Origin of the sequence: Streptomyces sp. NPDC018947 (assembly GCF_044390505.1) — a bacterium.
Classification (GTDB): Bacteria; Actinomycetota; Actinomycetes; order Streptomycetales; family Streptomycetaceae; genus Streptomyces.
The window spans coordinates 97,900-118,667 of the sequence record NZ_JBIRZD010000003.1 but is presented as its reverse complement, the minus strand read 5'-3'; the positions used below and the strand labels follow the sequence as shown (position 1 = coordinate 118,667).

The following is a 20,768-nucleotide window of genomic DNA, read 5'->3' as shown; positions in this document are numbered from 1 at the left end:
TCATGGCGCCCATGAGCACACCGCCCGACGGACTGCCCCTCTACCGAGTCCTGACCGGACCGGACGACGCCTCCTTCTGCCGACGGGTGAGCGAGGCGCTCGCGCTCGGGTACGAGCTGCACGCGGGCCCCGCCGTCACCTTCGACGGGGAGCGGGTCGTCGTGGCCCAGGCGGTGGTCTGGCCGACGCGGAAATAGGGGCGGCGCACAAGGGCCGGCCGTGGTCGCCCGCCAGCGCGGCGCATGCCCCGCCGGCCCTGCCTAGCCGCCCGGGTGCCAAGGTGCGCAGGACGCAGAACTCGTTGCCCTCCGGGTCGGCCATGACCACCCAGCTCCGGTCCGGTCCCTGGCCGACGTCGGTCCTGGTGGCGCCGAGGGCGAGGAGCCGGGCGACCTCCTCGTCCGTGCCGGCGTCGACCGGGCTGACGTCGAGGTGGAGCCGGTTCTTCACCACCCTGCCCTCCGGCACCCGGACGAACAGCAGGGTGGGCGGCATCTGCCGGGCGCGGACCTCCTCGACGGTTGGCACCCAGGAGCCGATCTCGACCTTGCCCTCGCCGCGGTCGATCACCTCGAACCCCAGCGCCTCGCACCAGAAGGCGGCGAGCCCCTCCGGGTCGCGGCAGTCAACCACCAGCTCCGTGAACCGACTTGTCATGCGTCTCCCCCCGGCGGTGCGGACGCGGCTCACAGTACGGGCCCGCGACCGTCACTGTCCCCGGTCGGCCTCCTCGTGCCGGCGGACCATCTCGGTGATCCAGACGGGGGCGTACGGAGAGGTGCAGCCCCGCGGCGTCGGGTAGTCCTTGAGGACCTCGAGTCGCTCACCGACGGCGATCGCGCGGGCGCGGTGCCCGGGGTGGTCGATGCCGATGCGGGCCAGGCAGGTGTTCATCGCCCACTGGAGCGGGCCGGGGGCGTCCTTCATCTCCGCCTCGATGACGTCGAGGAGCCCCGCGAGGTCGAGACCCTCGGGTTTCCGCGCCACCCGTTCGCTCGTCAGTGCCCAGCCCGCGCTCGCCACCACCGGGTCCGGATCGGCGGTCCAGGCCACGCGCACCTCCTCGGCGTGCGGGTTCTTCCTGACCACCTGATTCACGAGCCAGTCACGCACCTTGGGCGAACGCGCCTCGCGCACCATGGCGTCCAGTTCGTCACGCCCGAACGCCTTCGGACGGCAGACCAGCAGGGCCAGCAGCCGCGCCGCCGTGTCGCCCGTATCCCAGAGCCGGCGGGCGAGTTCGTGCTGCGTCTTCAGCCGCTTGGCGAGCGCGCGCAGCTTGCCGAGGTTCACCCCGTGGTCGTCGCCGTGCCTCTCATTGACCGCGCGCGCCTTCGGGTCCTCGAGGGCGGCCAGCTCGGCCATCACGTCGGCCGGCGTGGTTCCGCTCGGCGTCGCCTCGGGCATCGCGGTCTCCTGTCGTCCTCGTGTGCGGGACCAGCCTGGAGCGGGCGTCCGCGATGGCCGGATCGGTTCAACTCTGTTCCACCTGGAAGCGTTCCAGGGCATCCGGCGGCGCAATCGGGTCACGTGCGGACGGAAAGCGTTCCCGCGGAGACGCTCCCAGGGGCGATGCGCGAGGACCGCGACACCCGCGGACCGCAGCCTCTCCTGCTGGGAGAACTCCATGAGTCACCGCGCAGCCGTCCTGTGCGCCGCCGCCGTCCTCGCGGCCGGCGCCGCCACGGCCGTCCCCGCCGAGGCCGGCGCCCCGCACCGCGCGGACGCCTCGCCTGCCGCCGGACCCGCCTGGGAGAAGTGCGGCACGGACGACTACCCGGCGCTCCAGTGCGCGTCCCTCACGGTGCCGCCGCTCGACCACACCCGCCCGGACGGGAGGCGGATCACCCTCGCGCTGTCCCGCGTCCCGCACACGGCGAAGACCTACCAGGGCGCGCTGCTGGTCAACCCCGGCGGGACCGGCGCCCCGGCCCCGAGCGTCCCGGACACCTCGCGCGTCCCGGCGGCCCGACGGGCCGTCGGGGGCGCTGTCGGTGCCATGGTCCACCATGGACCCATGAGTGAGCCGATCAGGATCCCCGCCCCCGAGGGCGTCGCCCCCGCCGCCGCGTACACCCACGTCGTCATCGGGACGGGACGGCTCGTGGCCGTCTCCGGCCAGCTCGCCCTGGACGAGGACGGCAAGCTCGTCGGCGAGGGCGACGCCGCGGCCCAGGCGCGTCAGGTCTTCGAGAACCTGCGGCGGTGTCTGGCCGCCGCCGGCGCGACCTTCGACGACGTGGTGAAGATGACCTACTTCGTCACGGACATGGCGCACATGCCCGCGATCCGCGCGGCTCGTGCCGAGCACATACCCGACGACCGGCTGCCGGCGGCCTCGGCGGTGCAGGTCGCCTCGCTGGTCGCGCCGGAGTTCCTGATGGAGATCGAGGCGTTCGCGGTCGTCGCCCCGTGAGCGGACCCCGTGTGCGGGAGATGACGCTCGCCGACTGCGACCGTGTCGCCGAGATCCGCGTACGGGGCTGGCAGTGGGCGTACCGGGGCCTGATGCCGCAGCCGTACCTCGACGGGCTCGGTGTCGGCGAGGACGCCGAGCGCACGCGCGCCCGCTTCACCCGCGCCGCGCCCGGCACGGTGGACCTGGTCGCGCAGGACGACGGCGGCACCGTGCTCGGCTGGGCCTGCCACGGCGCGTACCGGGACGGTGAACGGCGCACCGGGGACGCCGAGTTGTACGCGCTCTACGTGGACACCGGGCACCTGGGCACCGGTGTCGGGCGCGCCCTGCTCCGGGAGTCGGTGCGCCGGTGCGCCGCCGCCGGGCACGCGCGCATGCTCCTGTGGGTGGTCGAGGGCAACGCCCGCGCCCGGCGCTTCTACGAGCGGGCCGGCTTCCGCCCCGACGGCGCGGAGGAGGCGTCCGAGGTGGCGGGCGTCCCGGTGCCCGAGGTCCGGTACGCGAGGTCGCTCACCGGCTGACGGCACGCCGGCCGGCGTCTCACCGCTCCCCCGGGATCCGCTCCAGCGCCCGCACCGCCGCCTGCGCCAGTGCCGGGTGGGCGAGGGCGTCGGTCAGTACGGGGACGGCCCGGGGGTCGCCGAGGGTGCCGAGGCCCTCGACGCAGGCCAGGGCCACGCGCCGGTACGGGTCGTGCGGGTCCAGCCGGCGCCGCAGCGTGGTGGTGAGCGCGGGCACGGCCTCCGGGGCGCGCAGCTCGACCAGCAGCCGCACCGGGTACAGGGCGTAGGCGACGCGCAGTTCGTTGGTGGCCAGTGCCGCGGCGGCGCGGGCGGTGCGCGGGTCGCCGAGGCGGGCGAGGGCGTGGGCGGCCGAGGCGCAGCGCGGTGGGTCACGGTGGTTGAGCAGCAGCACGAGGGACTCGAAGGCCCGCCGGTCCCCCGCCGCCCCCAGCCGGCAGGCGGCCAGCTCCCTGGCCCACAGCGGCTGCCCGGGCTCGGTGAGCACCGCGGCCAGCGCGTCGTAGTCCACGGTCGCCGAGAGACGGTCGAACACCGCCGGGGCGTCCGGCACGCCCGAGGCCACCGCCTCGGCCCGTAAGCGTTCCGTGAGCGATCGCAACTCTTCGTCCATGCCGCCGAGGTTAGGCGCGTCACCCTCGCCGTGGGACCTACATCACGAACACCGGGGGCTGGCGCGCCCGTTACCCGCGAGTTAATCTCGGACGAGCGGGTCACCCACTCGCAGTAGTCCTCACGGTGGTTTGGTGACGCAGCCGCCGTGAGCGGATCAGTCGGTTCGGTGCCTCAGGTACCGCAGTGCGATCCGGCCCCGGGACAGGGCCGGTCGGACCCCGCCGCCGCCCGGGCGTGTGCACGTCCTCGCGGACGGCACCGGGCGTGTGCGCAGACAGCCCGGCAGCACCCGCACTCCTCACTCCGTACGCACCCGGTGCGCCCTTCGGCACACCCGGGCGTCTCCCGTCGTCACCCTCATTCCTGGAGTCCCGCGATGGCCACTCCCCTGTCCCACACCCCTTCCTCCCCGCTCCGGACCGTGGCCGTCGTCGGCCTCGGCACCATGGGCACCGGCATCGCCGAGGTCCTGGCCAGGGCCGGCCGCGACGTGGTCGGCATCGACATCAGTGAGGCGCAGACCGCGAAGGCCGTCGCCGCACTGGAGTCCTCCACCGCACGTGCCGTCGAGCGCGGGCGGCTGACCGAGCGGGAGCGCGCCGACGCGCTCGCCCGGATCCGTACCGCCACCGACCTCGCGGCCGCGGCCGACGCGGACCTGGTCGTCGAGGTGGCCCCGGAGTCGTACGAGATCAAGCAGCAGATCTTCCGGGAGCTGGACGGGATCGTGCGGCCCGAAACGATCCTGGCGACCGGCACCAACGCGCTGTCGGTCACGCGGCTGGCCGCCGACTCGGCCCGTCCCGAGCGGGTGCTGGGCCTGCACTTCTTCAACCCGGCCCCGGCGATGAAGCTGGTGGAGGTCGTCTCCTCCGTGCTGACCGCGCCGGCCGCGGTCACGGCGGTCACCGACCTGGCGCTGGACCTCGGCAAGGAGCCCGTCGCGGTGGGCGACCGGCCCGGTTTCGTCGCCGACGGGCTGCTGTTCGGGTACCTGAACCAGGCCGCGGCGATGTACGAGGCGAACTACGCCTCCCGCGAGGACATCGACGCCGCGATGCGGCTCGGCTGCGGGCTGCCGATGGGGCCGCTGGCCCTGCTGGACCTGATCGGCGTGGACACCGCCCGCACGGTCCTGGAGGCCATGTACTCCGCGTCCCACGACCGGCTGCACGCCCCCGCGCCCATCCTGAAGCAGCTCAGCGAGGCGGGTCTGACGGGCCGCAAGGCGGGGCGCGGCTTCTACACCTACGACGCCCCCGGCGGCGCGGTCGTCGTGCCGGACGCGCTGACGCCGCGCGAGAGCGCCGCCCCGGTCACCGGCCGGACCGTGCGCTCGGTGGGTGTCGCGGGCTCGGGCACCATGGCCTCCGGCATCGTCGAGGTGTTCGCCAAGGCCGGGTACGACGTCGTCCTCGCCGCCCGCAGCGAGGAGAAGGCGCGGACCGCGAAGGCGAGGGTCGGCGCGTCCCTGGCGCGCGGCGTCGACAAGGGCCGGCTGACCGCCGAGGCCGCCGCGCGGGCGCTGGAGCGGATCACGCCGACGGGGACGTACGACGACTTCGCCGACGTCGACCTGGCCGTGGAGGCGGTCGCGGAGGACCTGGAGGTGAAGCGGCAGCTCTTCGCCACGCTGGACAAGGTCTGCAGGCAGGGCGCGGTGCTGGCCACCACCACCTCCTCCCTGCCCGTCGTCGCCTGTGCCCGCGCCACCTCGCGCCCGCAGGACGTGATCGGCATGCACTTCTTCAACCCGGCTCCGGCGATGAAGCTGGTGGAGGTGGTGCGCACCGTGCTGACGTCGGACGAGGTGCACGCCACGGTCCGCGAGGTGTGCGCCGGGATCCGCAAGCACGCGGTGGACTGCGGCGACCGGGCCGGGTTCATCGTGAACGCGCTGCTGTTCCCGTACCTGAACAACGCGGTGAAGATGGTGCAGGAGCACTACGCGACGCTCGACGACATCGACGCGGCGATGAAGCTGGGCGGCGGCTACCCGATGGGCCCCTTCGAGCTGCTGGACGTGGTCGGGCTGGACGTCTCGCTGGCCATCGAGAAGGTCCTGCACCGCGAGTTCCGTGACCCGGGACTGGCTCCGGCGCCGCTGCTGGAGCACCTGGTGGCCGCGGGCTGCCTCGGCCGCAAGACGGGCCGCGGCTTCCGCGAGTATGCCCGCCGCTGAGCGGCCGGGCGACTGGTTCGGGCCGCAGGACGGCTGGGGCGGGCTGCTGGGTCCGGCCGGGTCTCCCCCGCCCCTCTCGGGCGGGGGAACCCCAGGTCGTGCGCACCGGCCCGCGGGCATGGAGTACGTTCGGGGCATGTCCCAGCCCGCCAAGTCCTCACGTACGCCAGCCACGTCCGACGCGCCGGAGAGCGCGGCCGGCAGCCGCGCCGCCGCCCAACGGCTCAAAATGCGCCGGGAGCTGGCGGCCGCGGCCATGGAGCTGTTCGCGACCAAGGGGTACGAGGCGACCACCGTCGACGAGATCGCGGCGGCCGCCGGCGTCGCCCGCCGCACCTTCTTCCGCCACTTCCGCTCCAAGGAAGAGGCGATCTTCCCGGACCACGACGACACCCTGGTGCGCGCCGAGGCCGTGCTCAACGCCGCGCCCGCGCACGAGCATCCGCTCGACACGGTGTGCCGCGGCATCAAGGAAGTCATGAAGATGTACGCGGCCCGGCCGGAGATCTCGGTCGCCCGCTACAAGCTGACGCGTGAGGTGCCCACGCTGCGCGAGGCGGAGATCGCGTCGGTGGCCCGCTACGAGCGCCTGTTCACCCGCTATCTGCTCGGCCACTTCGACGAGCACGCGCACGACGACGACGCCAACGACGACCCGCTGCTGGCGGAGGTCGCCGCGTCCGCCGTGGTCACCGCGCACAACCACGTGCTGCGGCGCTGGCTGCGCGCGGGCGGGCAGGGGGACGTGGAGGCGCAGCTCGACCACGCCTTCGCGATCGTGCGCAGGACGTTCGGCACCGGCATCGGCGCCGGGCGCGGCGCGGCGTCCTCGCGGCCGGCGTCCGCGGCCTCCGTGGAGGGCGAGGTGCTGGTGACCGTGGCGCGGACCGACGCGCCGCTGCACGAGGTCATGCGCACCATCGAGCAGGCGCTCAAGGAGCGCTGAACGCCTCTCCGAACCCGCTTCCCCCTGTGACGACGGCCACCCTCCGGGTGGCCGTTTTTGCACGTCAACGCCCCTTTTCTGAGCCCCGGTGACCCGCATTCGATCGATCATCGCTCATCTGTCGCGTAAAGATTTCATCTGAGAGCAAGTTCTGGCACTCAGTGCCTTGCGGGGTGACACGCGGTGTCATACGTTGAAGGAGTCCGGGCTGTCCCCGCAAGCCATCGCCTGCGTGCCCGGCGCCTGCGTCACAGGCACCTCCCGCGCCGACCAAGCGCCGCCGAACAGCACCACCCCGCCGAACCGACGGCCACCCCACCCCAACCCTCAGCAGCACCGACGTACCCATCGGCGCCCCTCCCTCGGGGCGCCCACCGCCGGAGGCAACACCGTGACCGTGAAGGACATCCTGGACGCGATCCAGTCGCCCGAATCCACGCCGGCCGACATCGCCGCGCTGCCGCTCCCCGAGTCGTACCGCGCGATCACCGTGCACAAGGACGAGACGGAGATGTTCGCGGGCCTCGAGACCCGCGACAAGGACCCGCGCAAGTCGATCCACCTGGACGACGTGCCGCTGCCCGAGCTGGGCCCCGGCGAGGCCCTGGTGGCCGTCATGGCCTCCTCGGTCAACTACAACTCGGTGTGGACCTCGATCTTCGAGCCGCTGTCGACCTTCGGCTTCCTGGAGCGCTACGGCAAGGTCAGCGAGCTCACCAGGCGCCACGACCTGCCGTACCACATCATCGGTTCCGACCTGGCCGGCGTCGTCCTGCGCACCGGCCCCGGCGTCAACGCCTGGCACCCCGGCGACGAGGTGGTCGCGCACTGCCTCTCCGTCGAGCTGGAGTCGTCCGACGGCCACAACGACACGATGCTCGACCCCGAGCAGCGCATCTGGGGCTTCGAGACCAACTTCGGCGGCCTCGCGGAGATCGCCCTCGTCAAGTCCAACCAGCTCATGCCCAAGCCCGGCCACCTCACCTGGGAGGAGGCCGCGGCCCCCGGACTGGTCAACTCCACCGCCTACCGCCAGCTCGTCTCCCGCAACGGCGCCCAGATGAAGCAGGGCGACAACGTCCTCATCTGGGGCGCGAGCGGCGGACTCGGCTCCTACGCCACCCAGTTCGCGCTGGCCGGCGGCGCCACCCCGATCTGCGTCGTCTCCAGCGAGCAGAAGGCCGAGATCTGCCGGAAGATGGGCGCCGAGCTGATCATCGACCGCAGCGCCGAGGACTACCGGTTCTGGGCCGACGAGCACACCCAGAACCCGCGCGAGTGGAAGCGCTTCGGCAAGCGCATCCGCGAACTCACCGGCGGCGAGGACGTCGACATCGTCTTCGAGCACCCCGGCCGCGAGACCTTCGGCGCCTCCGTGTACGTCACGCGCAAGGGCGGCACCATCGTCACCTGCGCGTCGACCTCCGGGTACGACCACCAGTACGACAACCGCTACCTGTGGATGTCGCTGAAGCGGATCATCGGCTCCCACTTCGCCAACTACCGCGAGGCGTGGGAGGCCAACCGCCTCATCGCCAAGGGCAAGATCCACCCGACGCTCTCCAAGGTGTACTCCCTGGAGGACACCGGACAGGCGGCGTACGACGTCCACCGCAACCTCCACCAGGGCAAGGTCGGCGTGCTGTGCCTCGCCCCCGAGGAGGGCCTGGGCGTGCGCGACCCGGAGATGCGCGCGCGGCACGTCGAGGCCATCAACCGCTTCCGGAACATCTGAGGAGCGCCGCATGACCGATCGTCACAAGGACCGGCCGTGGCTCATGCGCACGTACGCCGGTCACTCCACGGCCGAGGCGTCCAACGAGCTGTACCGGCGCAACCTCGCCAAGGGGCAGACGGGCCTGTCCGTCGCCTTCGACCTGCCGACCCAGACCGGCTACGACCCGGACCACGTCCTCGCCCGCGGCGAGGTCGGCCGGGTCGGGGTGCCGGTGTCGCACCTCGGTGACATGCGCCGGCTGTTCCAGGACATCCCCCTGGAGCAGATGAACACCTCGATGACCATCAACGCCACGGCCATGTGGCTGCTGGCGCTCTACCAGGTCGTCGCCGAGGAGCAGGGCGCGGACATCACCAGGCTCCAGGGCACGACCCAGAACGACATCGTCAAGGAGTACCTGTCCCGGGGCACGCACGTCTTCCCGCCCGGGCCCTCGCTCCGGCTGACGACGGACATGATCGCGTACACGGTCTCCCACATGCCGAAGTGGAACCCGATCAACATCTGCAGCTACCACCTGCAGGAGGCGGGCGCCACGCCGGTCCAGGAGATCGCGTACGCGATGTCCACCGCGATCGCCGTGCTCGACGCCGTGCGCGACGGCGGCCAGGTGCCGCAGGAGCGCATGGGCGACGTCGTGGGCCGCATCTCCTTCTTCGTGAACGCGGGCGTCCGCTTCGTCGAGGAGATGTGCAAGATGCGGGCATTCGGGCAGATCTGGGACCGCATCACCCGCGAGCGCTACGGCATCGAGAACCCCAAGCACCGCCGCTTCCGCTACGGCGTCCAGGTCAACTCCCTCGGGCTGACCGAGGCCCAGCCGGAGAACAACGTCCAGCGGATCGTCCTGGAGATGCTGGCGGTCACCCTCTCCAAGGACGCACGCGCGCGTGCCGTGCAGCTTCCGGCCTGGAACGAGGCCCTCGGTCTGCCCCGCCCCTGGGACCAGCAGTGGTCGCTGCGCATCCAGCAGGTGCTGGCGTACGAGAGCGACCTGCTGGAGTACGGCGACCTCTTCGAGGGGTCGAAGGTCGTCGAGGCCAAGGTGGCGGAGCTGGTCGGCGAGGCGCAGGCCGAGATCGAGCGGATCCAGGAGATGGGCGGGGCGATGGCCGCCGTCGAGTCCGGCTACCTCAAGTCGCAGCTCGTCGCCTCGCACGCCGAGCGCCGGGCCCGGATCGAGTCCGGCGAGGAGAAGATCATCGGTGTCAACGCCTTCGAGGGCACCGAGCCCAGCCCGCTGACCGCCGACCTGGACACCGCGATCCACACCGTCGACCCGGCGGTGGAGGCCCGTGTCACCGCCGCGCTCCAGCACTGGCGCGACACCCGCTACCAGCCGCCCTTCAACCACCCCCGGCCCTGCAAGGCGCTGGAGAAGCTGAAGGAGGCCGCCAAGGGCACCGACAACCTCATGGAGGCCACCCTGGAGTGCGCCCGCGCCGGCGTCACGACCGGCGAGTGGGCCGGGGCGCTGCGCGAGGTGTTCGGCGAGTTCCGCGCGCCCACCGGTGTGTCGTCGGCGCCCGTGGCGGTCACCGCCGAGGAGGGCTCGGCCCTGTCCGAGGTGCGCCGCAAGGTGGAACTGACGGCCAAGGAGATGGGCGTCGGCAAGCTGCGGTTCCTGGTCGGCAAGCCCGGTCTGGACGGCCACTCCAACGGCGCCGAGCAGATCGCCGTGCGGGCCCGCGACGCCGGGTTCGAGGTGGTCTACCAGGGCATCCGGCTCACCCCCGAGCAGATAGTGGACGCCGCGCTCGCGGAGGACGTGCACGCGGTGGGCCTGTCGGTCCTGTCCGGCTCGCACGCCCAGCTCGTGCCGGACGTGCTGGAGCGCCTCCGTGTGGCCGGTGCCACAGATATTCCGGTGATCGCCGGTGGCATCATCCCAGGCAGTGACGCCGAACAGCTCCGGTCCGCGGGAGTGGCCGCGGTCTTCACCCCGAAGGACTTCGACATCACCGGAATCATCGGCCGGATCGTGGACGAGATCCGGACAGCGAACCAGCTCGACCCCCTGGAGGTCCCCGCATGACCAGCCCCGCTCCCCAGGTCAACCGCCTGCGCCCCCGGCGCTCCTGCCTGGCCGTGCCCGGCTCGAACCCGCGCTTCCTGGAGAAGGCCCAGGGCCTCCCGGCGGACCAGGTCTTCCTGGACCTGGAGGACGCGTGCGCGCCGCTCGCCAAGCCGGAGGCGCGGCACACCATCGTCAAGTTCCTCAACGAGGGCGACTGGAGCGGCAAGACGCGCGTCGTGCGCGTCAACGACTGGACGACCGAGTGGACGTACCGGGACGTCGTGACGGTCGTGGAGGGCGCCGGCCCGAACCTGGACTGCATCATGCTGCCGAAGGTCCAGGACGCCCAGCAGGTCGTCGCGCTGGACCTGCTGCTGACGCAGATCGAGAAGACGATGGGCTTCGAGGTCGGCCGCATCGGCATCGAGGCGCAGATCGAGAACGCGCGGGGCCTGAACAACGTCAACGAGATCGCGCAGGCGAGCCCGCGCATCGAGACCATCATCTTCGGCCCGGCCGACTTCATGGCGTCCATCAACATGAAGTCGCTGGTCGTGGGCGAGCAGCCGCCCGGCTACCCGGCGGACGCCTACCACTACATCCTGATGAAGATCCTCATGGCCGCCCGCGCCAACGACCTCCAGGCGATCGACGGCCCCTACCTCCAGATCCGCAACGTCGACGGTTTCCGCGAGGTCGCCGGCCGCGCCGCCGCCCTCGGCTTCGACGGCAAGTGGGTCCTGCACCCCGGCCAGGTCGACGCGGCCAACGAGGTCTTCTCGCCCTCGCAGGAGGACTACGACCACGCGGAACTCATCCTCGACGCCTACGAGTACTGCACCTCCGAGGCGGGCGGCAAGAAGGGCTCCGCGATGCTCGGCGACGAGATGATCGACGAGGCCAGCCGCAAGATGGCCCTGGTCATCGCGGGCAAGGGACGCGCCGCCGGCATGCGGCGCACCAGCAAGTTCGAGATCCCGGAGGCCTGAGCGCCATGCAGTTCGGACGCACGTACGAGGAGTTCGAGGTCGGGGCGACCTACAAGCACTGGCCCGGCAAGACGGTCACGGAGTACGACGACCATCTGTTCTGCCTCCTCACCATGAACCACCACCCGCTCCACATGGACACCAACTACGCCGAGAAGACGACGGACTTCGGCAAGAACGTGGTGGTCGGGAACTACGTCTACTCCCTCCTGCTCGGCATGTCCGTGCCGGACATCTCCGGCAAGGCGATCGCCAACCTGGAGATCGAGTCGCTCAAGCACGTGGCGCCGACCTTCCACGGCGACACGGTCTACGGCCAGACCACCGTGCTCGACAAGTGGCCGTCCAAGTCGAAGAACGACCGGGGCATCGTCCACGTCGAGACCAAGGGCTACAAGCAGGACGGCACGCTGGTGTGCGTCTTCCGCCGCAAGGTGATGGTGCCCACGCAGACGTACATCAAGGAGCGCGGCGGCGAGCAGCCGGGCCGCCCCGAGCTGAAGGAACAGGGGAAGTAGATGAGCCGCCTCGCCCAGACCCACGGCCTCACGGACGTGCAGCGGGAGATCCTCTCCACCGTCCGGGACTTCGTGGACAAGGAGATCATCCCGGTCGCCACCGAGCTGGAACACCGCGACGAGTATCCCCAGCAGATCGTCGACGGCCTGAGGGAACTCGGCCTGTTCGGCCTGATGATCCCCGAGGAGTACGGGGGCCTGGGCGAGTCGCTGCTCACCTACGCGCTGTGCGTGGAGGAGATCGCCCGCGGCTGGATGTCGGTGTCCGGCATCATCAACACGCACTTCATCGTGGCGTACATGCTCAAGCAGCACGGCACGCAGGAGCAGAAGGACCACTTCCTGCCCCGCATGGCCGCCGGCGACATCCGCGGCGCCTTCTCCATGTCGGAGCCGGCGCTCGGCTCGGACGTGTCGGCCATCTCCTCGAAGGCGGTGCGGGACGGCGACGAGTACGTCCTGAACGGCCAGAAGATGTGGCTGACGAACGGCGGCACGTCCTCCCTGGTGGCCGTCCTGGTCCGGAGTGACGAAGGACACCCCGAGGGCACGGCCCCGCACAAGTCGATGACGACCTTCCTGGTGGAGAAGGAGCCCGGGTTCGGCGAGGTGCGCCCCGGCCTCACCATCCCGGGCAAGATCGACAAGATGGGCTACAAGGGCGTCGACACGACCGAGCTCGTCATGGACGGCCTGCGCGTCCCGGCCGACCGGGTGCTGGGCGGCGTCACCGGCCGGGGTTTTTACCAAATGATGGACGGCGTGGAGGTGGGACGCGTCAATGTGGCGGCCCGTGGCTGCGGCGTCGCCCAGCGTGCCTTCGAGCTCGGCGTCCAGTACGCCCAGCAGCGTCACACTTTCGGCAAGCAGATCGCCCAGCACCAGGCCATCCAGTTCAAGCTGGCGGAGATGGCTACCAAGGTGGAGGCGGCGCATGCGATGATGGTCAACGCTGCACGCAAAAAGGACTCGGGTGAACGAAACGACCTGGAAGCGGGGATGGCCAAGTACCTCGCCTCCGAGTACTGCAAGGAGGTCGTGGAGGACGCCTTCCGGATCCACGGCGGGTACGGCTTCTCCAAGGAGTACGAGATCGAGCGGCTCTACCGCGAGGCTCCGATGCTTCTGATCGGTGAAGGCACCGCCGAGATCCAGAAAATGATCATCGGCCGCAGGCTGCTCGAAGAGTATCGATTCCAGGGTTAGATGTCCGGATACGGGGTGTTTTCTTGGAGAAGAAGGTCACACCCCGTAGGCACTGTTCAGCCGCCGACTCGGCTTCCTGGCTTACCCAGTTGCGGCTGATAGCCGCTACGATCGCCGGAAAGCCGCCGTCCCCCGTCATAGCGCGGCATCATCCGCTACGAAGGTCATCCATGCCCCACAGCCAAACCTCTGCACCTCGCGACAGCCTCGCCGGCGTACGCCTCGCGCGCGGAGCATCGCCGTGGCTTCTGCCGACCGTCGCCACCGCAGCCGTCAGCCTGGTCCGCGCCCGCCGCTCGGGCGCGGCCAAGGCCGTAGCCGTCCCCGCCACCGCGCTCGCGGCGGGGATGCTGTGGTTCTTCCGCGACCCCGAGCGCGAGATCACCCGGGGCCGGGTCATCTCGCCCGCCGACGGTGTGGTGCAGAGCATCATGCCGTGGAAGGACGGCCGCACCCGCGTCGCGATCTTCATGAGCCCGCTCAACGTCCACGTGAACCGCGCGCCGCTGGCCGGCACGGTGACGTCGGTGGAGCACATCCCCGGCGGTTTCGTTCCCGCCTTCAACAAGGAGAGCGAGAACAACGAGCGGGTGGTGTGGCACTTCGACACCGAGCTCGGCGACATCGAGATGATCCAGATCGCCGGCGCGGTCGCCCGCCGCATCGTCCCCTACCTGCCCCAGGGCACGAAGGTCGAGCAGGGCGAGCGGATCGGTCTGATCCGCTTCGGCTCGCGCGTCGACCTGTACCTGCCGGAGGGCGTGGAGGTCGCGGTCGAGGTGGGGCAGAAGACGGTGGCTGGGGTGACTCGAATTGACCGTGATTGATCCACAGACCCAGACCGGGTGGGTGCCGGAGGCCGACGAGGCGGACGACGAGGAGGAGATGCCGCTCTCGCTGCGCCTGTCGATAGCGGACACCCTCACCCTCGGCAACGCCACGTGCGGGTTCATGGCGGTGTACTTCACCACCACCGGCATCCTGATCCCGCACCTGACGGGCAGCGAGGAGTCGGGCATGGCCCGGCACAGCGCGGCCACCGCGGTCATCCTGATGCTGTGCGCGGCGATCTTCGACCTGTTCGACGGGCTCGTGGCGCGCAAGCTGCGCAGCTCGCCGATGGGCGCGGAGCTGGACAACCTCTCCGACCTGATCAGCTTCGGGCTGGCGCCGGCGTACTTCGTCCTGGTCTACGGGATGGTCGCGCACGACGCGTACCAGAGGGTCGCGGCGGTGGGCGCGATCGTGGTGCTGCTGGCGGTGGTGCTCAGACTCGCGAGATTCTCGTGCGTCACCGTCAAGGACGGCACCTTCCAGGGGATGCCGTCCCCGTTCGGTGCGCTGACGGTGGTCTCGATCGTGCTGCTGGAGCTGCCCTTCGTGGCGACGCTCCTCGCCATCATCGGGACGGCGTGGCTGATGGTGAGCCGGGTCGAGTACCCGAAGCCGCGGGGACGCCTCGCGGTGGCGATGCTGTCGTGGATCGTCCTGTCGATGGGGCTGCTGGCCGCGTGGGCGTTCGACGCGCCGAGCGGGCAGCTTCTGCTCCAGACGGGATGCGCGCTCCAGCTCGTGATGGGAGCGGTGATTCCGCTGTTCGCCACGGCGCGGCGGGTGAACAACTTCCGTGACAACCGGCGAGAGGCGCGGGCGGCGCAGTTGCCGTAGCGACGCGAGAGGAAGGGCCCCGGACCCGGGTGGGTTCGGGGCCCTTCCGTCTGCGCGCTCCCGGCGCCGGGGCGTGCCTCGCGGGGGCTCCGCCCCTCCCCCGGGGGGCCAGGGGGTGAGGGCGGAGGCCGGGGCGGCTCAGGCCAGGAAGTCCCGCGCGATGCGCTCGGCGACCCGCTCCAGGATCGGCCCGGCGTCGGCGATGCACTTCGCCACGTCCGGCTCGACGTCCGTCAGCGGGTACGCCCGCCGGATCCCGGCCCGCCCGAGCACCTCCGGCGCGAGGGCCAGCCGCCCGCACACGGCGACGACCTCCTTGCCCGCGGTGCGCGCGGCCGCCGCGACACCGGCGGGGGCCTTCCCGTGCAGGGTCTGCTCGTCCAGCGAGCCCTCCCCGGTGACCACGAGGTCCGCCCGCTCCAGCGCCGGCGCGAAGCCCAGCACGTCCAGCATCACCTCGATGCCGGGCCGGAACCGCGCCCCGAGCAGCAGCGCGCCGTAGCCGATGCCGCCCGCGGCGCCGGCGCCCGGCGAGGCGGCGTACTCGGCGGCCCGCTCCCCCACGGTCCCCTCCAGCACCTTGGCGAAGTGCGCGAGGGCCGCGTCCAGCGTCTCCACGTCCTCGGGCGAGGCGCCCTTCTGCGGGCCGTAGACGGCCGGGGCGCCCTTGGGGCCGGTCAGCGGGTTGTCGACGTCGCTCGCGAGCACCAGCTCGATCCCGGCGAGCCTCGGGTCCAGACCCGACAGGTCGGCCGAGGCCGCCTCGGCGAGCCCCCCGCCGCCCGGCGCGACCGGCTCCCCGTCGGCGCGCAGGAACCGCGCGCCCAACGCGGACAGCATCCCCGCGCCGCCGTCGGTGGTGGCGCTGCCGCCGACCCCGAACACGATCGTCCGCGCGCCCGCGTCCAGCGCGGCCCGCAGCAGCTCGCCCGAGCCGTACGTGGACGCGGTCAGCGGGGCGAGCACACCGGCGGGCAACCGCTGGAGCCCGCTCGCCTCGGCCATCTCCACGACCGCGGTGTCGCCGCGCAGCGCGTACGCCGCCGTCACCTCGTCGCCGAGGGGCCCGGCGACCCGCACCTCCCGGCGTTCGAACCCGGCCGCGACCGCCGCGGCCACGGTTCCGTCGCCGCCGTCGGCGACCGGAAGCGCCTCGACGGCGACGTCCGGCACGATGCGGCGCAGCCCGGCCGCGACCCGCTCGGCGACCTCGACGGCCGTCAGCGAACCCTTGAACTTGTCAGCGGCCACGAGGACCCGGCGGGCCCCGTCCACTGCAGCGTCAGCCACCTTGATCTCCCCTTGCTCTCCGAGCCTTGCGCACGTCAAGGCAGTCGCGCCGCTGCGACCATAACCGGAGCACGCCCTCCGCGTCATGCCCCTGCCCGCTCCGTGGAACGGCCGCCCGGCACGCTTAGGCTTCGGGGATGACGACGCACGACTACGCCACGTACATCGCCTCGCTGCCCCGCGTTCTGGCCGGTGCCGCCGCGCTCTTCCGTGACGCCGGCAACAATGTGCTGCTCGTGGAGCCGAACTACCGGGACGGCTGGACGCTGCCCGGCGGCACGATCGAGTCGGACGACGGCGAGACCCCGCGCCAGGGCGCCCGGCGCGAGACCCTGGAGGAGATCGGGCTGGACGTCCCGCTCGGCCGGCTGCTCGCGGTGGACTGGGTGCCGGGCGCCGGGCGGCCTCCGCTGGTGGCGTACGTCTACGACGGCGGGGTCCTGGACGAGGACGCGCTCAAGGCGATCCGCCTCCAGGAGGAGGAACTGCTGTCCTGGCGCCTGGTGTCGCGCGAGGACCTGGCCGGCCACCTCATCGGCGCCCTGCACGGCCGTGTCCTGGCCGCCCTCGACGCCCTGGCGGAGGACTCGGGCACCGCGGAGCTGGAGAACGGCGTCCGGGTCGACCGCTAGGGCGCGGTCCTCGCCGGGGCCTGGAACAGTGTCGCCTCCTCCGTCCCCCGTTCGTGGTCCAGCAGGCGCTTCTTGCGTTCCAGGCCGCCGCCGTAACCGGTCAGGCTGCCGCTCGCGCCGATGACGCGGTGGCAGGGGACGACGATGCCGATGGGATTGCGGCCGTTGGCGAGGCCGACGGCCCGGGAGGCGGTGGGGTTGCCGAGGGCCTCGGCGAGTTCGCCGTAGGTGCGGGTCTCGCCGTAGGGGATCTCGCGGAGCCGGCCCCAGACCGCGCGCTGGAACGGGGTCCCGGCGAGGCGCAGCGCCAGGGTGAAGTCCTTCAGGTCGCCGGCGAAGTAGGCCTCCAGTTGTTCCTCGGCCTCGGTGAAGGGGCGTGCGTCGCGCACGCCGAAGGTCTCCTCCGGCGGGCGGTGGCGCTGGCCGCTCATGTAGAGGCCGCACAGGACGCCGTCCTCGGCGACCAGGGTGAGGGGGCCGTACGGGCTGTCGGTCACGGTGTGCTGCTTCAGGGGTGCCACGGGTCCGTCCTTACACGGGCAGGAAGTTGATCGGGTGGCTGTCGGTCGCCCACAGGTACTGGACCGCGTACGCCCGCCAGGGCCGCCAGGCCGCCGCGCGCGCGGTGAGCGCCGCGGGGGTGGAGGGCAGGCCCAGGTCGCGGGCGGCGCGGCGGATACCGAGGTCGGTGGGGAGGAAGGCGTCGGGGTCGCCGAGGGCGCGCATGGCGATGACGTCGGCGGTCCAGGGGCCGAAGCCGGGGAGGGCGAGGAGGCGGGCGCGGGTGTCCGCCCAGTCGGTCTCGACCCCGAGGTTGAGTGAGCCGTCCGCGAGGTGCCTGACCAGCGTGGTGAAGGTCGTGCGGCGGGTGCGGGGCATCGCCAGGGTCTCCGGGTCCACCTCCGCGAGGGCGCCGGTCGCCGGGAAGAGGTGGGTGAGGCCGCCCTCCGGGTCCTCCACCGGGTCGCCGTGGGCCGTGACCAGCCGGGCCGCGTGGGTGCGGGCGGCGGCGGTGGAGACCTGCTGGCCGAGGACGGCCCGTACGGCGAACTCCGCCTCGTCGACCGTGCGCGGCACGCGGCGGCCCGGCGCCTTGTCGACCAGCGGGGCGAGCAGCGGGTCGGTGCGCAGCCGGTCGTCGATGGCCGTCGGGTCGGCGTCCAGGTCGAGCAGGCGTCGGCAGCGGCTGATGGCGACGGTCAGGTCGCGCAGGTCGGTGAGGGTCAGGCGGCAGGCGATGTGGCCGGGGGCCGGAGCGAGGGCGACGGTGCCGTGGCCGTACGGGAGACGGAGTGTGCGGCGGTAGGCGCCGTCCCGCCACTCCTCGACGCCGGGTACGGCGGTGGCGGCGAGGTGGCCGAAGAGGTTGTCGGGGTTGAGGGGGGCGCGGAAGGGGAGGCGGAGGGTCAGCGCGCCGCCGGGGGTCCGGGCGGCCGGGTCCGCGGGGGTGCGGCGGGCGCGCAGCTCGCTCGGGGCGAGCGCGAAGACCTCGCGGACGGTGTCGTTGAAGGTGCGTACGGAGGAGAAGCCGGCCGCGAAGGCGATGTCCGCCATCGGCAGCGGTGTCGTCTCGATGAGCAGGCGGGCGGTCTGGGCGCGCTGCGCGCGGGCGAGGGCGAGCGGGCCGGCGCCCAGCTCGGCGAGCAACTGGCGTTCGATCTGCCGGGTGCTGTAGCCGAGCCGGGCGGCGAGGCCCGGCACGCCCTCGCGGTCCACGACGCCGTCGGCGATCAGGCGCATGGCGCGGGCGGTGAGGTCGGCGCGCCGGTTCCACTCGGGTGAGCCGGGGCTGGTGTCGGGGCGGCAGCGCTTGCACGCCCGGAACCCGGCCTGCTGGCAGGCCGCCGCGCTCGGGTAGAAGGTCATGTTCGCCGGTTTGGGCGGGACCACGGGGCAGCTCGGCCGGCAGTAGATGCCGGTGGTCAGAACGGCGGTGAAGAACCAGCCGTCGAAGCGCGCGTCCTTGGACTGGACGGCGCGCACGCAGCGCTCGGTGTCGGTGTGCATCCCCATCGGCATGGGTCCAGGATGGTCCACCGCAGGCGCTGTGGCTGGCGAGAATCCGACATGGACCTCACGCTTCCTGGGCCCCGCCGGATCGCCACGCCGACTCGCGCAGCAGCCGCAGCCCGTTGAGGCCGACCAGCACGGTCGAGCCCTCGTGCCCGGCGACGCCGAGCGGCAGCGGGAGGTGTCCGATCAGGTCCCACAGGACGAGGCCGGTGATGCAGGTGCCCGCGATCACCAGGTTCTGGAGCACCAGCCGGCGCGCGCGCCGGGACAGCCGTACGACCGCGGGTACGGCCGTCAGCTCGTCGCGGACCACGACGGCGTCCGCGGTCTCCAGGGCGAGGTCGGAGCCGGCGCGGCCCATGGCGACGCCGGCGTGGGCGGCGGCGAGGGCGGGGGCGTCGTTGACGCCGTCGCCGACGAAGAGGACCTTGCGGCCGGCCCGCTCCATGCCGCGTACGGCCTCGACCTTGCCGTCGGGCAGCAGGTCCGCGCGGACGTCGGTGATGCCGGTCGCGTCGGCCACGCGGGCGGCGGCGGGGGCGTTGTCGCCGGTGAGCAGGGCGGGGGCGGTGCCGGTGAGGGCGGTGAGCGCGGCGGTGGCGGGGGCGGCGTCGGCGCGCAGGCGGTCGGTGAGGACGAGGGTGCCGAGCGGGGTGCCGTCGCGGGTGACCTGGACGGTGGTCGCGGCGCCCTCGGGCGTCCCGGCCCGGCCGACGTGCACCGTGCGTCCGTCGACGACCGCCGTGACGCCCCGGCCCGGCGTCGCGGTGAAGTCCTCGGCGGGCGCGACGGTGAGGCCGCGGGTGCGGGCGGCGGCGACGATCGCGCGGGCCAGCGGGTGCTCGCTGGGGTGCTCGGCCGCGGCGGCGAGGGCGAGGAGGCCGTCCTCGCCGAGGCCGGAGCCGGGCAGCGGGCGGACGGCGGTCACCTCGGGGGTGCCCTCGGTGAGGGTACCGGTCTTGTCGAGGGCGCAGGCGTCGATCTGACCGAGGCGTTCCATGGCGACCGCGGACTTCACGAGGACGCCGTGGCGGCCGGCGTTGGCGATGGCGGACAGCAGGGGCGGCATCGTCGCCAGGACGACCGCGCAGGGCGAGGCGACGATCATGAAGGTCATGGCGCGCAGCAGGGCGTCCGTGAGGTCGGCGCCAAAAGCGAGGGGGATGCCGAAGACCGCGAGGGTGGCGGCCACCACGCCGACCGCGTAGCGCTGCTCGATCTTCTCGATGAAGAGCTGGGTGGGCGCCTTGGTGCGGGACGCCTCCTCGACCAGGGTGACGATCCGGGCGATGACGGAGTCGGCGGGGTCGCGCCCCACGCGGACGCGCAGGGCGCCGGTGCCGTTGAGGGTGCCGGCGAAGACGTCGTCGCCGGGGGTCTTGAGCACCGGGAGGGACTCGCCGGTGATGGTGGCCTGGTCGACCTCGCCGGTGCCGTCGAGCACCGAGCCGTCGGCGCCGATCCGCTCCCCCGGCCTGACCAGGAGGACGTCGCCGACGGCGAGCTCGGCGGCCGGGACGGTCTCCTCGCGGCCGCCGGCGGTGAGCCGGGTCGCGGTGGCAGGCGCGAGGTCGAGCAGGCCGCGGACGGAGTCGGCGGTGCGGGCGGTGGCCAGGGCCTCCAGGGCGCCGGAGGTGGCGAAGATGACGATGAGCAGGGCGCCGTCGAGGACCTGCCCGATGGCCGCCGCGCCGAGCGCCGCGACGATCATCAGCAGGTCGACGTCCAGGGTCTTGTCGCGCAGGGCCCGCAGTCCCTCCAGCGCGGGCTCCCAGCCGCCGGCGGCGTAGGCGACCGCGTACAGCGGGCCGTACGTCCATGCGGGGGTGCCGCCGAGGTCCAGGGTGAGCGCGGCGAGGAAGGCGAGCAGCGACGCGAGGGCCCAGCGCGCCTCGGGCAGGGCGAGGACGCGGGTGCGGCGGGCGGGTGCCCGGCGGGTGGGCGCGGGGACGGGCGCGGGAGCGAGGGTCGTGGACACGCGGACACCATACAGGAACACATGAAGACTCATTCA

At 72.5% G+C, this 20,768-nt stretch carries 19 protein-coding genes and 2 pseudogenes; 14 read left to right on the top strand and 7 right to left on the bottom strand.

Annotated features, from left to right (window positions below; translation table 11 throughout):
* Nucleotides 1–11 precede the first annotated feature (11 nt).
* On the top strand, nucleotides 12–197 hold the full coding sequence (locus ACH499_RS08595) for a DUF1737 domain-containing protein (RefSeq protein ID WP_356201991.1): 186 nt from the start codon (nucleotides 12–14) through the stop codon (nucleotides 195–197).
* 73 nt (nucleotides 198–270) lie between these two features.
* Here the strand turns inward: ACH499_RS08595 and ACH499_RS08590 are convergent.
* Both ACH499_RS08590 and ACH499_RS08585 read right to left on the bottom strand, forming a co-directional pair.
* Nucleotides 271–657: pseudogene (locus ACH499_RS08590) on the bottom strand (VOC family protein); the annotation flags it as partial.
* Nucleotides 658–708: 51 nt separating this feature from the next.
* Nucleotides 709–1,407 carry a DNA alkylation repair protein gene (locus tag ACH499_RS08585; protein ID WP_399014379.1) on the bottom strand — a complete coding sequence of 233 codons (699 nt, stop codon included), beginning with the start codon at nucleotides 1,405–1,407 and terminating at the stop codon, nucleotides 709–711.
* A 220-nt stretch (nucleotides 1,408–1,627) separates the two neighbouring features.
* Between ACH499_RS08585 and ACH499_RS08580 the strand changes: the two are divergent.
* The 3 genes and pseudogenes from ACH499_RS08580 to ACH499_RS08570 form a co-directional block, all read left to right on the top strand.
* Nucleotides 1,628–1,924: pseudogene (locus tag ACH499_RS08580) on the top strand (alpha/beta hydrolase); the annotation flags it as partial.
* A gap of 93 nt (nucleotides 1,925–2,017) precedes the next feature.
* Nucleotides 2,018–2,416 (top strand): RidA family protein, encoded by a 399-nt coding sequence (locus ACH499_RS08575; RefSeq protein ID WP_399014741.1) that lies wholly within the window; start codon nucleotides 2,018–2,020, stop codon nucleotides 2,414–2,416.
* Nucleotides 2,413–2,940: a GNAT family N-acetyltransferase gene (locus ACH499_RS08570; protein WP_356201996.1), complete on the top strand. Its 528-nt coding sequence runs from the start codon at nucleotides 2,413–2,415 to the stop codon at nucleotides 2,938–2,940. The genes ACH499_RS08575 and ACH499_RS08570 overlap by 4 nt, the downstream gene beginning before the upstream one ends.
* A 19-nt stretch (nucleotides 2,941–2,959) precedes the next feature.
* Here ACH499_RS08570 and ACH499_RS08565 read toward each other — a convergent pair whose 3' ends face one another.
* Nucleotides 2,960–3,553 carry an adenylosuccinate lyase gene (locus tag ACH499_RS08565; protein ID WP_399014378.1) on the bottom strand — a complete coding sequence of 198 codons (594 nt, stop codon included), beginning with the start codon at nucleotides 3,551–3,553 and terminating at the stop codon, nucleotides 2,960–2,962.
* A 378-nt stretch (nucleotides 3,554–3,931) separates the two neighbouring features.
* Here ACH499_RS08565 and ACH499_RS08560 point away from each other — a divergent pair, with 378 nt between their 5' ends.
* The 9 genes from ACH499_RS08560 (at nucleotide 3,932) to pssA (ending at nucleotide 14,819) form a co-directional block, all read left to right on the top strand.
* On the top strand, nucleotides 3,932–5,737 hold the full coding sequence (locus tag ACH499_RS08560) for a 3-hydroxyacyl-CoA dehydrogenase family protein (protein ID WP_399014377.1): 1,806 nt from the start codon (nucleotides 3,932–3,934) through the stop codon (nucleotides 5,735–5,737).
* A gap of 136 nt (nucleotides 5,738–5,873) precedes the next feature.
* Complete coding sequence (locus ACH499_RS08555; protein WP_356202002.1) at nucleotides 5,874–6,683, top strand: TetR family transcriptional regulator; 810 nt, start codon at nucleotides 5,874–5,876, stop codon at nucleotides 6,681–6,683.
* Between the two features lie 397 nt (nucleotides 6,684–7,080).
* Nucleotides 7,081–8,418 carry a crotonyl-CoA carboxylase/reductase gene (gene ccrA / locus ACH499_RS08550; RefSeq protein WP_356202145.1) on the top strand — a complete coding sequence of 446 codons (1,338 nt, stop codon included), beginning with the start codon at nucleotides 7,081–7,083 and terminating at the stop codon, nucleotides 8,416–8,418.
* 10 nt (nucleotides 8,419–8,428) lie between these two features.
* A complete protein-coding gene (locus tag ACH499_RS08545; protein WP_356202004.1) occupies nucleotides 8,429–10,456 on the top strand; it encodes a protein meaA in 2,028 nt (675 codons plus the stop codon).
* Nucleotides 10,453–11,427, top strand: coding sequence for a CoA ester lyase (locus ACH499_RS08540; RefSeq protein ID WP_356202005.1), 975 nt, complete (start codon nucleotides 10,453–10,455; stop codon nucleotides 11,425–11,427). The genes ACH499_RS08545 and ACH499_RS08540 overlap by 4 nt, the downstream gene beginning before the upstream one ends.
* A 5-nt stretch (nucleotides 11,428–11,432) precedes the next feature.
* Nucleotides 11,433–11,945 (top strand): MaoC family dehydratase, encoded by a 513-nt coding sequence (locus ACH499_RS08535; protein ID WP_356202007.1) that lies wholly within the window; start codon nucleotides 11,433–11,435, stop codon nucleotides 11,943–11,945.
* Nucleotides 11,946–13,151 carry an acyl-CoA dehydrogenase family protein gene (locus ACH499_RS08530; RefSeq protein WP_356202009.1) on the top strand — a complete coding sequence of 402 codons (1,206 nt, stop codon included), beginning with the start codon at nucleotides 11,946–11,948 and terminating at the stop codon, nucleotides 13,149–13,151.
* 170 nt (nucleotides 13,152–13,321) lie between these two features.
* Nucleotides 13,322–13,978: a phosphatidylserine decarboxylase gene (locus ACH499_RS08525; protein ID WP_356202010.1), complete on the top strand. Its 657-nt coding sequence runs from the start codon at nucleotides 13,322–13,324 to the stop codon at nucleotides 13,976–13,978.
* Nucleotides 13,979–14,000: 22 nt separating this feature from the next.
* Nucleotides 14,001–14,819, top strand: a complete 819-nt coding sequence (gene pssA, locus ACH499_RS08520; protein WP_356202147.1) for a CDP-diacylglycerol--serine O-phosphatidyltransferase — start codon at nucleotides 14,001–14,003, stop codon at nucleotides 14,817–14,819.
* Between the two features lie 138 nt (nucleotides 14,820–14,957).
* Here the strand turns inward: pssA and ACH499_RS08515 are convergent, their stop codons facing one another.
* Nucleotides 14,958–16,094, bottom strand: a complete 1,137-nt coding sequence (locus tag ACH499_RS08515) for a glycerate kinase (RefSeq protein ID WP_399014739.1) — start codon at nucleotides 16,092–16,094, stop codon at nucleotides 14,958–14,960.
* A 152-nt stretch (nucleotides 16,095–16,246) separates the two neighbouring features.
* On the opposite strand from ACH499_RS08515, the gene ACH499_RS08510 reads away from it, so the two are divergent.
* Nucleotides 16,247–16,741: an NUDIX hydrolase gene (locus tag ACH499_RS08510; protein ID WP_356202012.1), complete on the top strand. Its 495-nt coding sequence runs from the start codon at nucleotides 16,247–16,249 to the stop codon at nucleotides 16,739–16,741.
* On the opposite strand, the gene ACH499_RS08505 is transcribed toward ACH499_RS08510, so the two are convergent.
* From ACH499_RS08505 to ACH499_RS08495, 3 genes are all read right to left on the bottom strand, one after another.
* Nucleotides 16,738–17,253, bottom strand: a complete 516-nt coding sequence (locus ACH499_RS08505) for a methylated-DNA--[protein]-cysteine S-methyltransferase (RefSeq protein WP_399014736.1) — start codon at nucleotides 17,251–17,253, stop codon at nucleotides 16,738–16,740. The genes ACH499_RS08510 and ACH499_RS08505 overlap by 4 nt on opposite strands.
* A gap of 19 nt (nucleotides 17,254–17,272) precedes the next feature.
* On the bottom strand, nucleotides 17,273–18,748 hold the full coding sequence (locus ACH499_RS08500; protein WP_399014734.1) for an AlkA N-terminal domain-containing protein: 1,476 nt from the start codon (nucleotides 18,746–18,748) through the stop codon (nucleotides 17,273–17,275).
* Nucleotides 18,749–18,815: 67 nt separating this feature from the next.
* Nucleotides 18,816–20,765: a heavy metal translocating P-type ATPase gene (locus ACH499_RS08495; protein ID WP_399014376.1), complete on the bottom strand. Its 1,950-nt coding sequence runs from the start codon at nucleotides 20,763–20,765 to the stop codon at nucleotides 18,816–18,818.
* Nucleotides 20,766–20,768: the final 3 nt, after the last annotated feature.

Excerpts from the sequence above, each read along its gene's own strand:
- ACH499_RS08595 (WP_356201991.1), top strand. The coding sequence starts at position 12 with ATGAGCACACCGCCCGACGGACTGCCCCTCTACCGAGTCCTGACCGGA.
- ACH499_RS08585 (WP_399014379.1), bottom strand. The coding sequence starts at position 1,407 with ATGCCCGAGGCGACGCCGAGCGGAACCACGCCGGCCGACGTGATGGCC.
- ACH499_RS08575 (WP_399014741.1), top strand. The coding sequence starts at position 2,018 with ATGAGTGAGCCGATCAGGATCCCCGCCCCCGAGGGCGTCGCCCCCGCC.
- ACH499_RS08565 (WP_399014378.1), bottom strand. The coding sequence starts at position 3,553 with ATGGACGAAGAGTTGCGATCGCTCACGGAACGCTTACGGGCCGAGGCG.
- ACH499_RS08560 (WP_399014377.1), top strand. The coding sequence starts at position 3,932 with ATGGCCACTCCCCTGTCCCACACCCCTTCCTCCCCGCTCCGGACCGTG.
- ACH499_RS08555 (WP_356202002.1), top strand. The coding sequence starts at position 5,874 with ATGTCCCAGCCCGCCAAGTCCTCACGTACGCCAGCCACGTCCGACGCG.
- ACH499_RS08545 (WP_356202004.1), top strand. The coding sequence starts at position 8,429 with ATGACCGATCGTCACAAGGACCGGCCGTGGCTCATGCGCACGTACGCC.
- ACH499_RS08540 (WP_356202005.1), top strand. The coding sequence starts at position 10,453 with ATGACCAGCCCCGCTCCCCAGGTCAACCGCCTGCGCCCCCGGCGCTCC.
- ACH499_RS08535 (WP_356202007.1), top strand. The coding sequence starts at position 11,433 with ATGCAGTTCGGACGCACGTACGAGGAGTTCGAGGTCGGGGCGACCTAC.
- ACH499_RS08530 (WP_356202009.1), top strand. The coding sequence starts at position 11,946 with ATGAGCCGCCTCGCCCAGACCCACGGCCTCACGGACGTGCAGCGGGAG.
- ACH499_RS08525 (WP_356202010.1), top strand. The coding sequence starts at position 13,322 with ATGCCCCACAGCCAAACCTCTGCACCTCGCGACAGCCTCGCCGGCGTA.
- ACH499_RS08510 (WP_356202012.1), top strand. The coding sequence starts at position 16,247 with ATGACGACGCACGACTACGCCACGTACATCGCCTCGCTGCCCCGCGTT.
- ACH499_RS08500 (WP_399014734.1), bottom strand. The coding sequence starts at position 18,748 with ATGCACACCGACACCGAGCGCTGCGTGCGCGCCGTCCAGTCCAAGGAC.
- ACH499_RS08495 (WP_399014376.1), bottom strand. The coding sequence starts at position 20,765 with ATGAGTCTTCATGTGTTCCTGTATGGTGTCCGCGTGTCCACGACCCTC.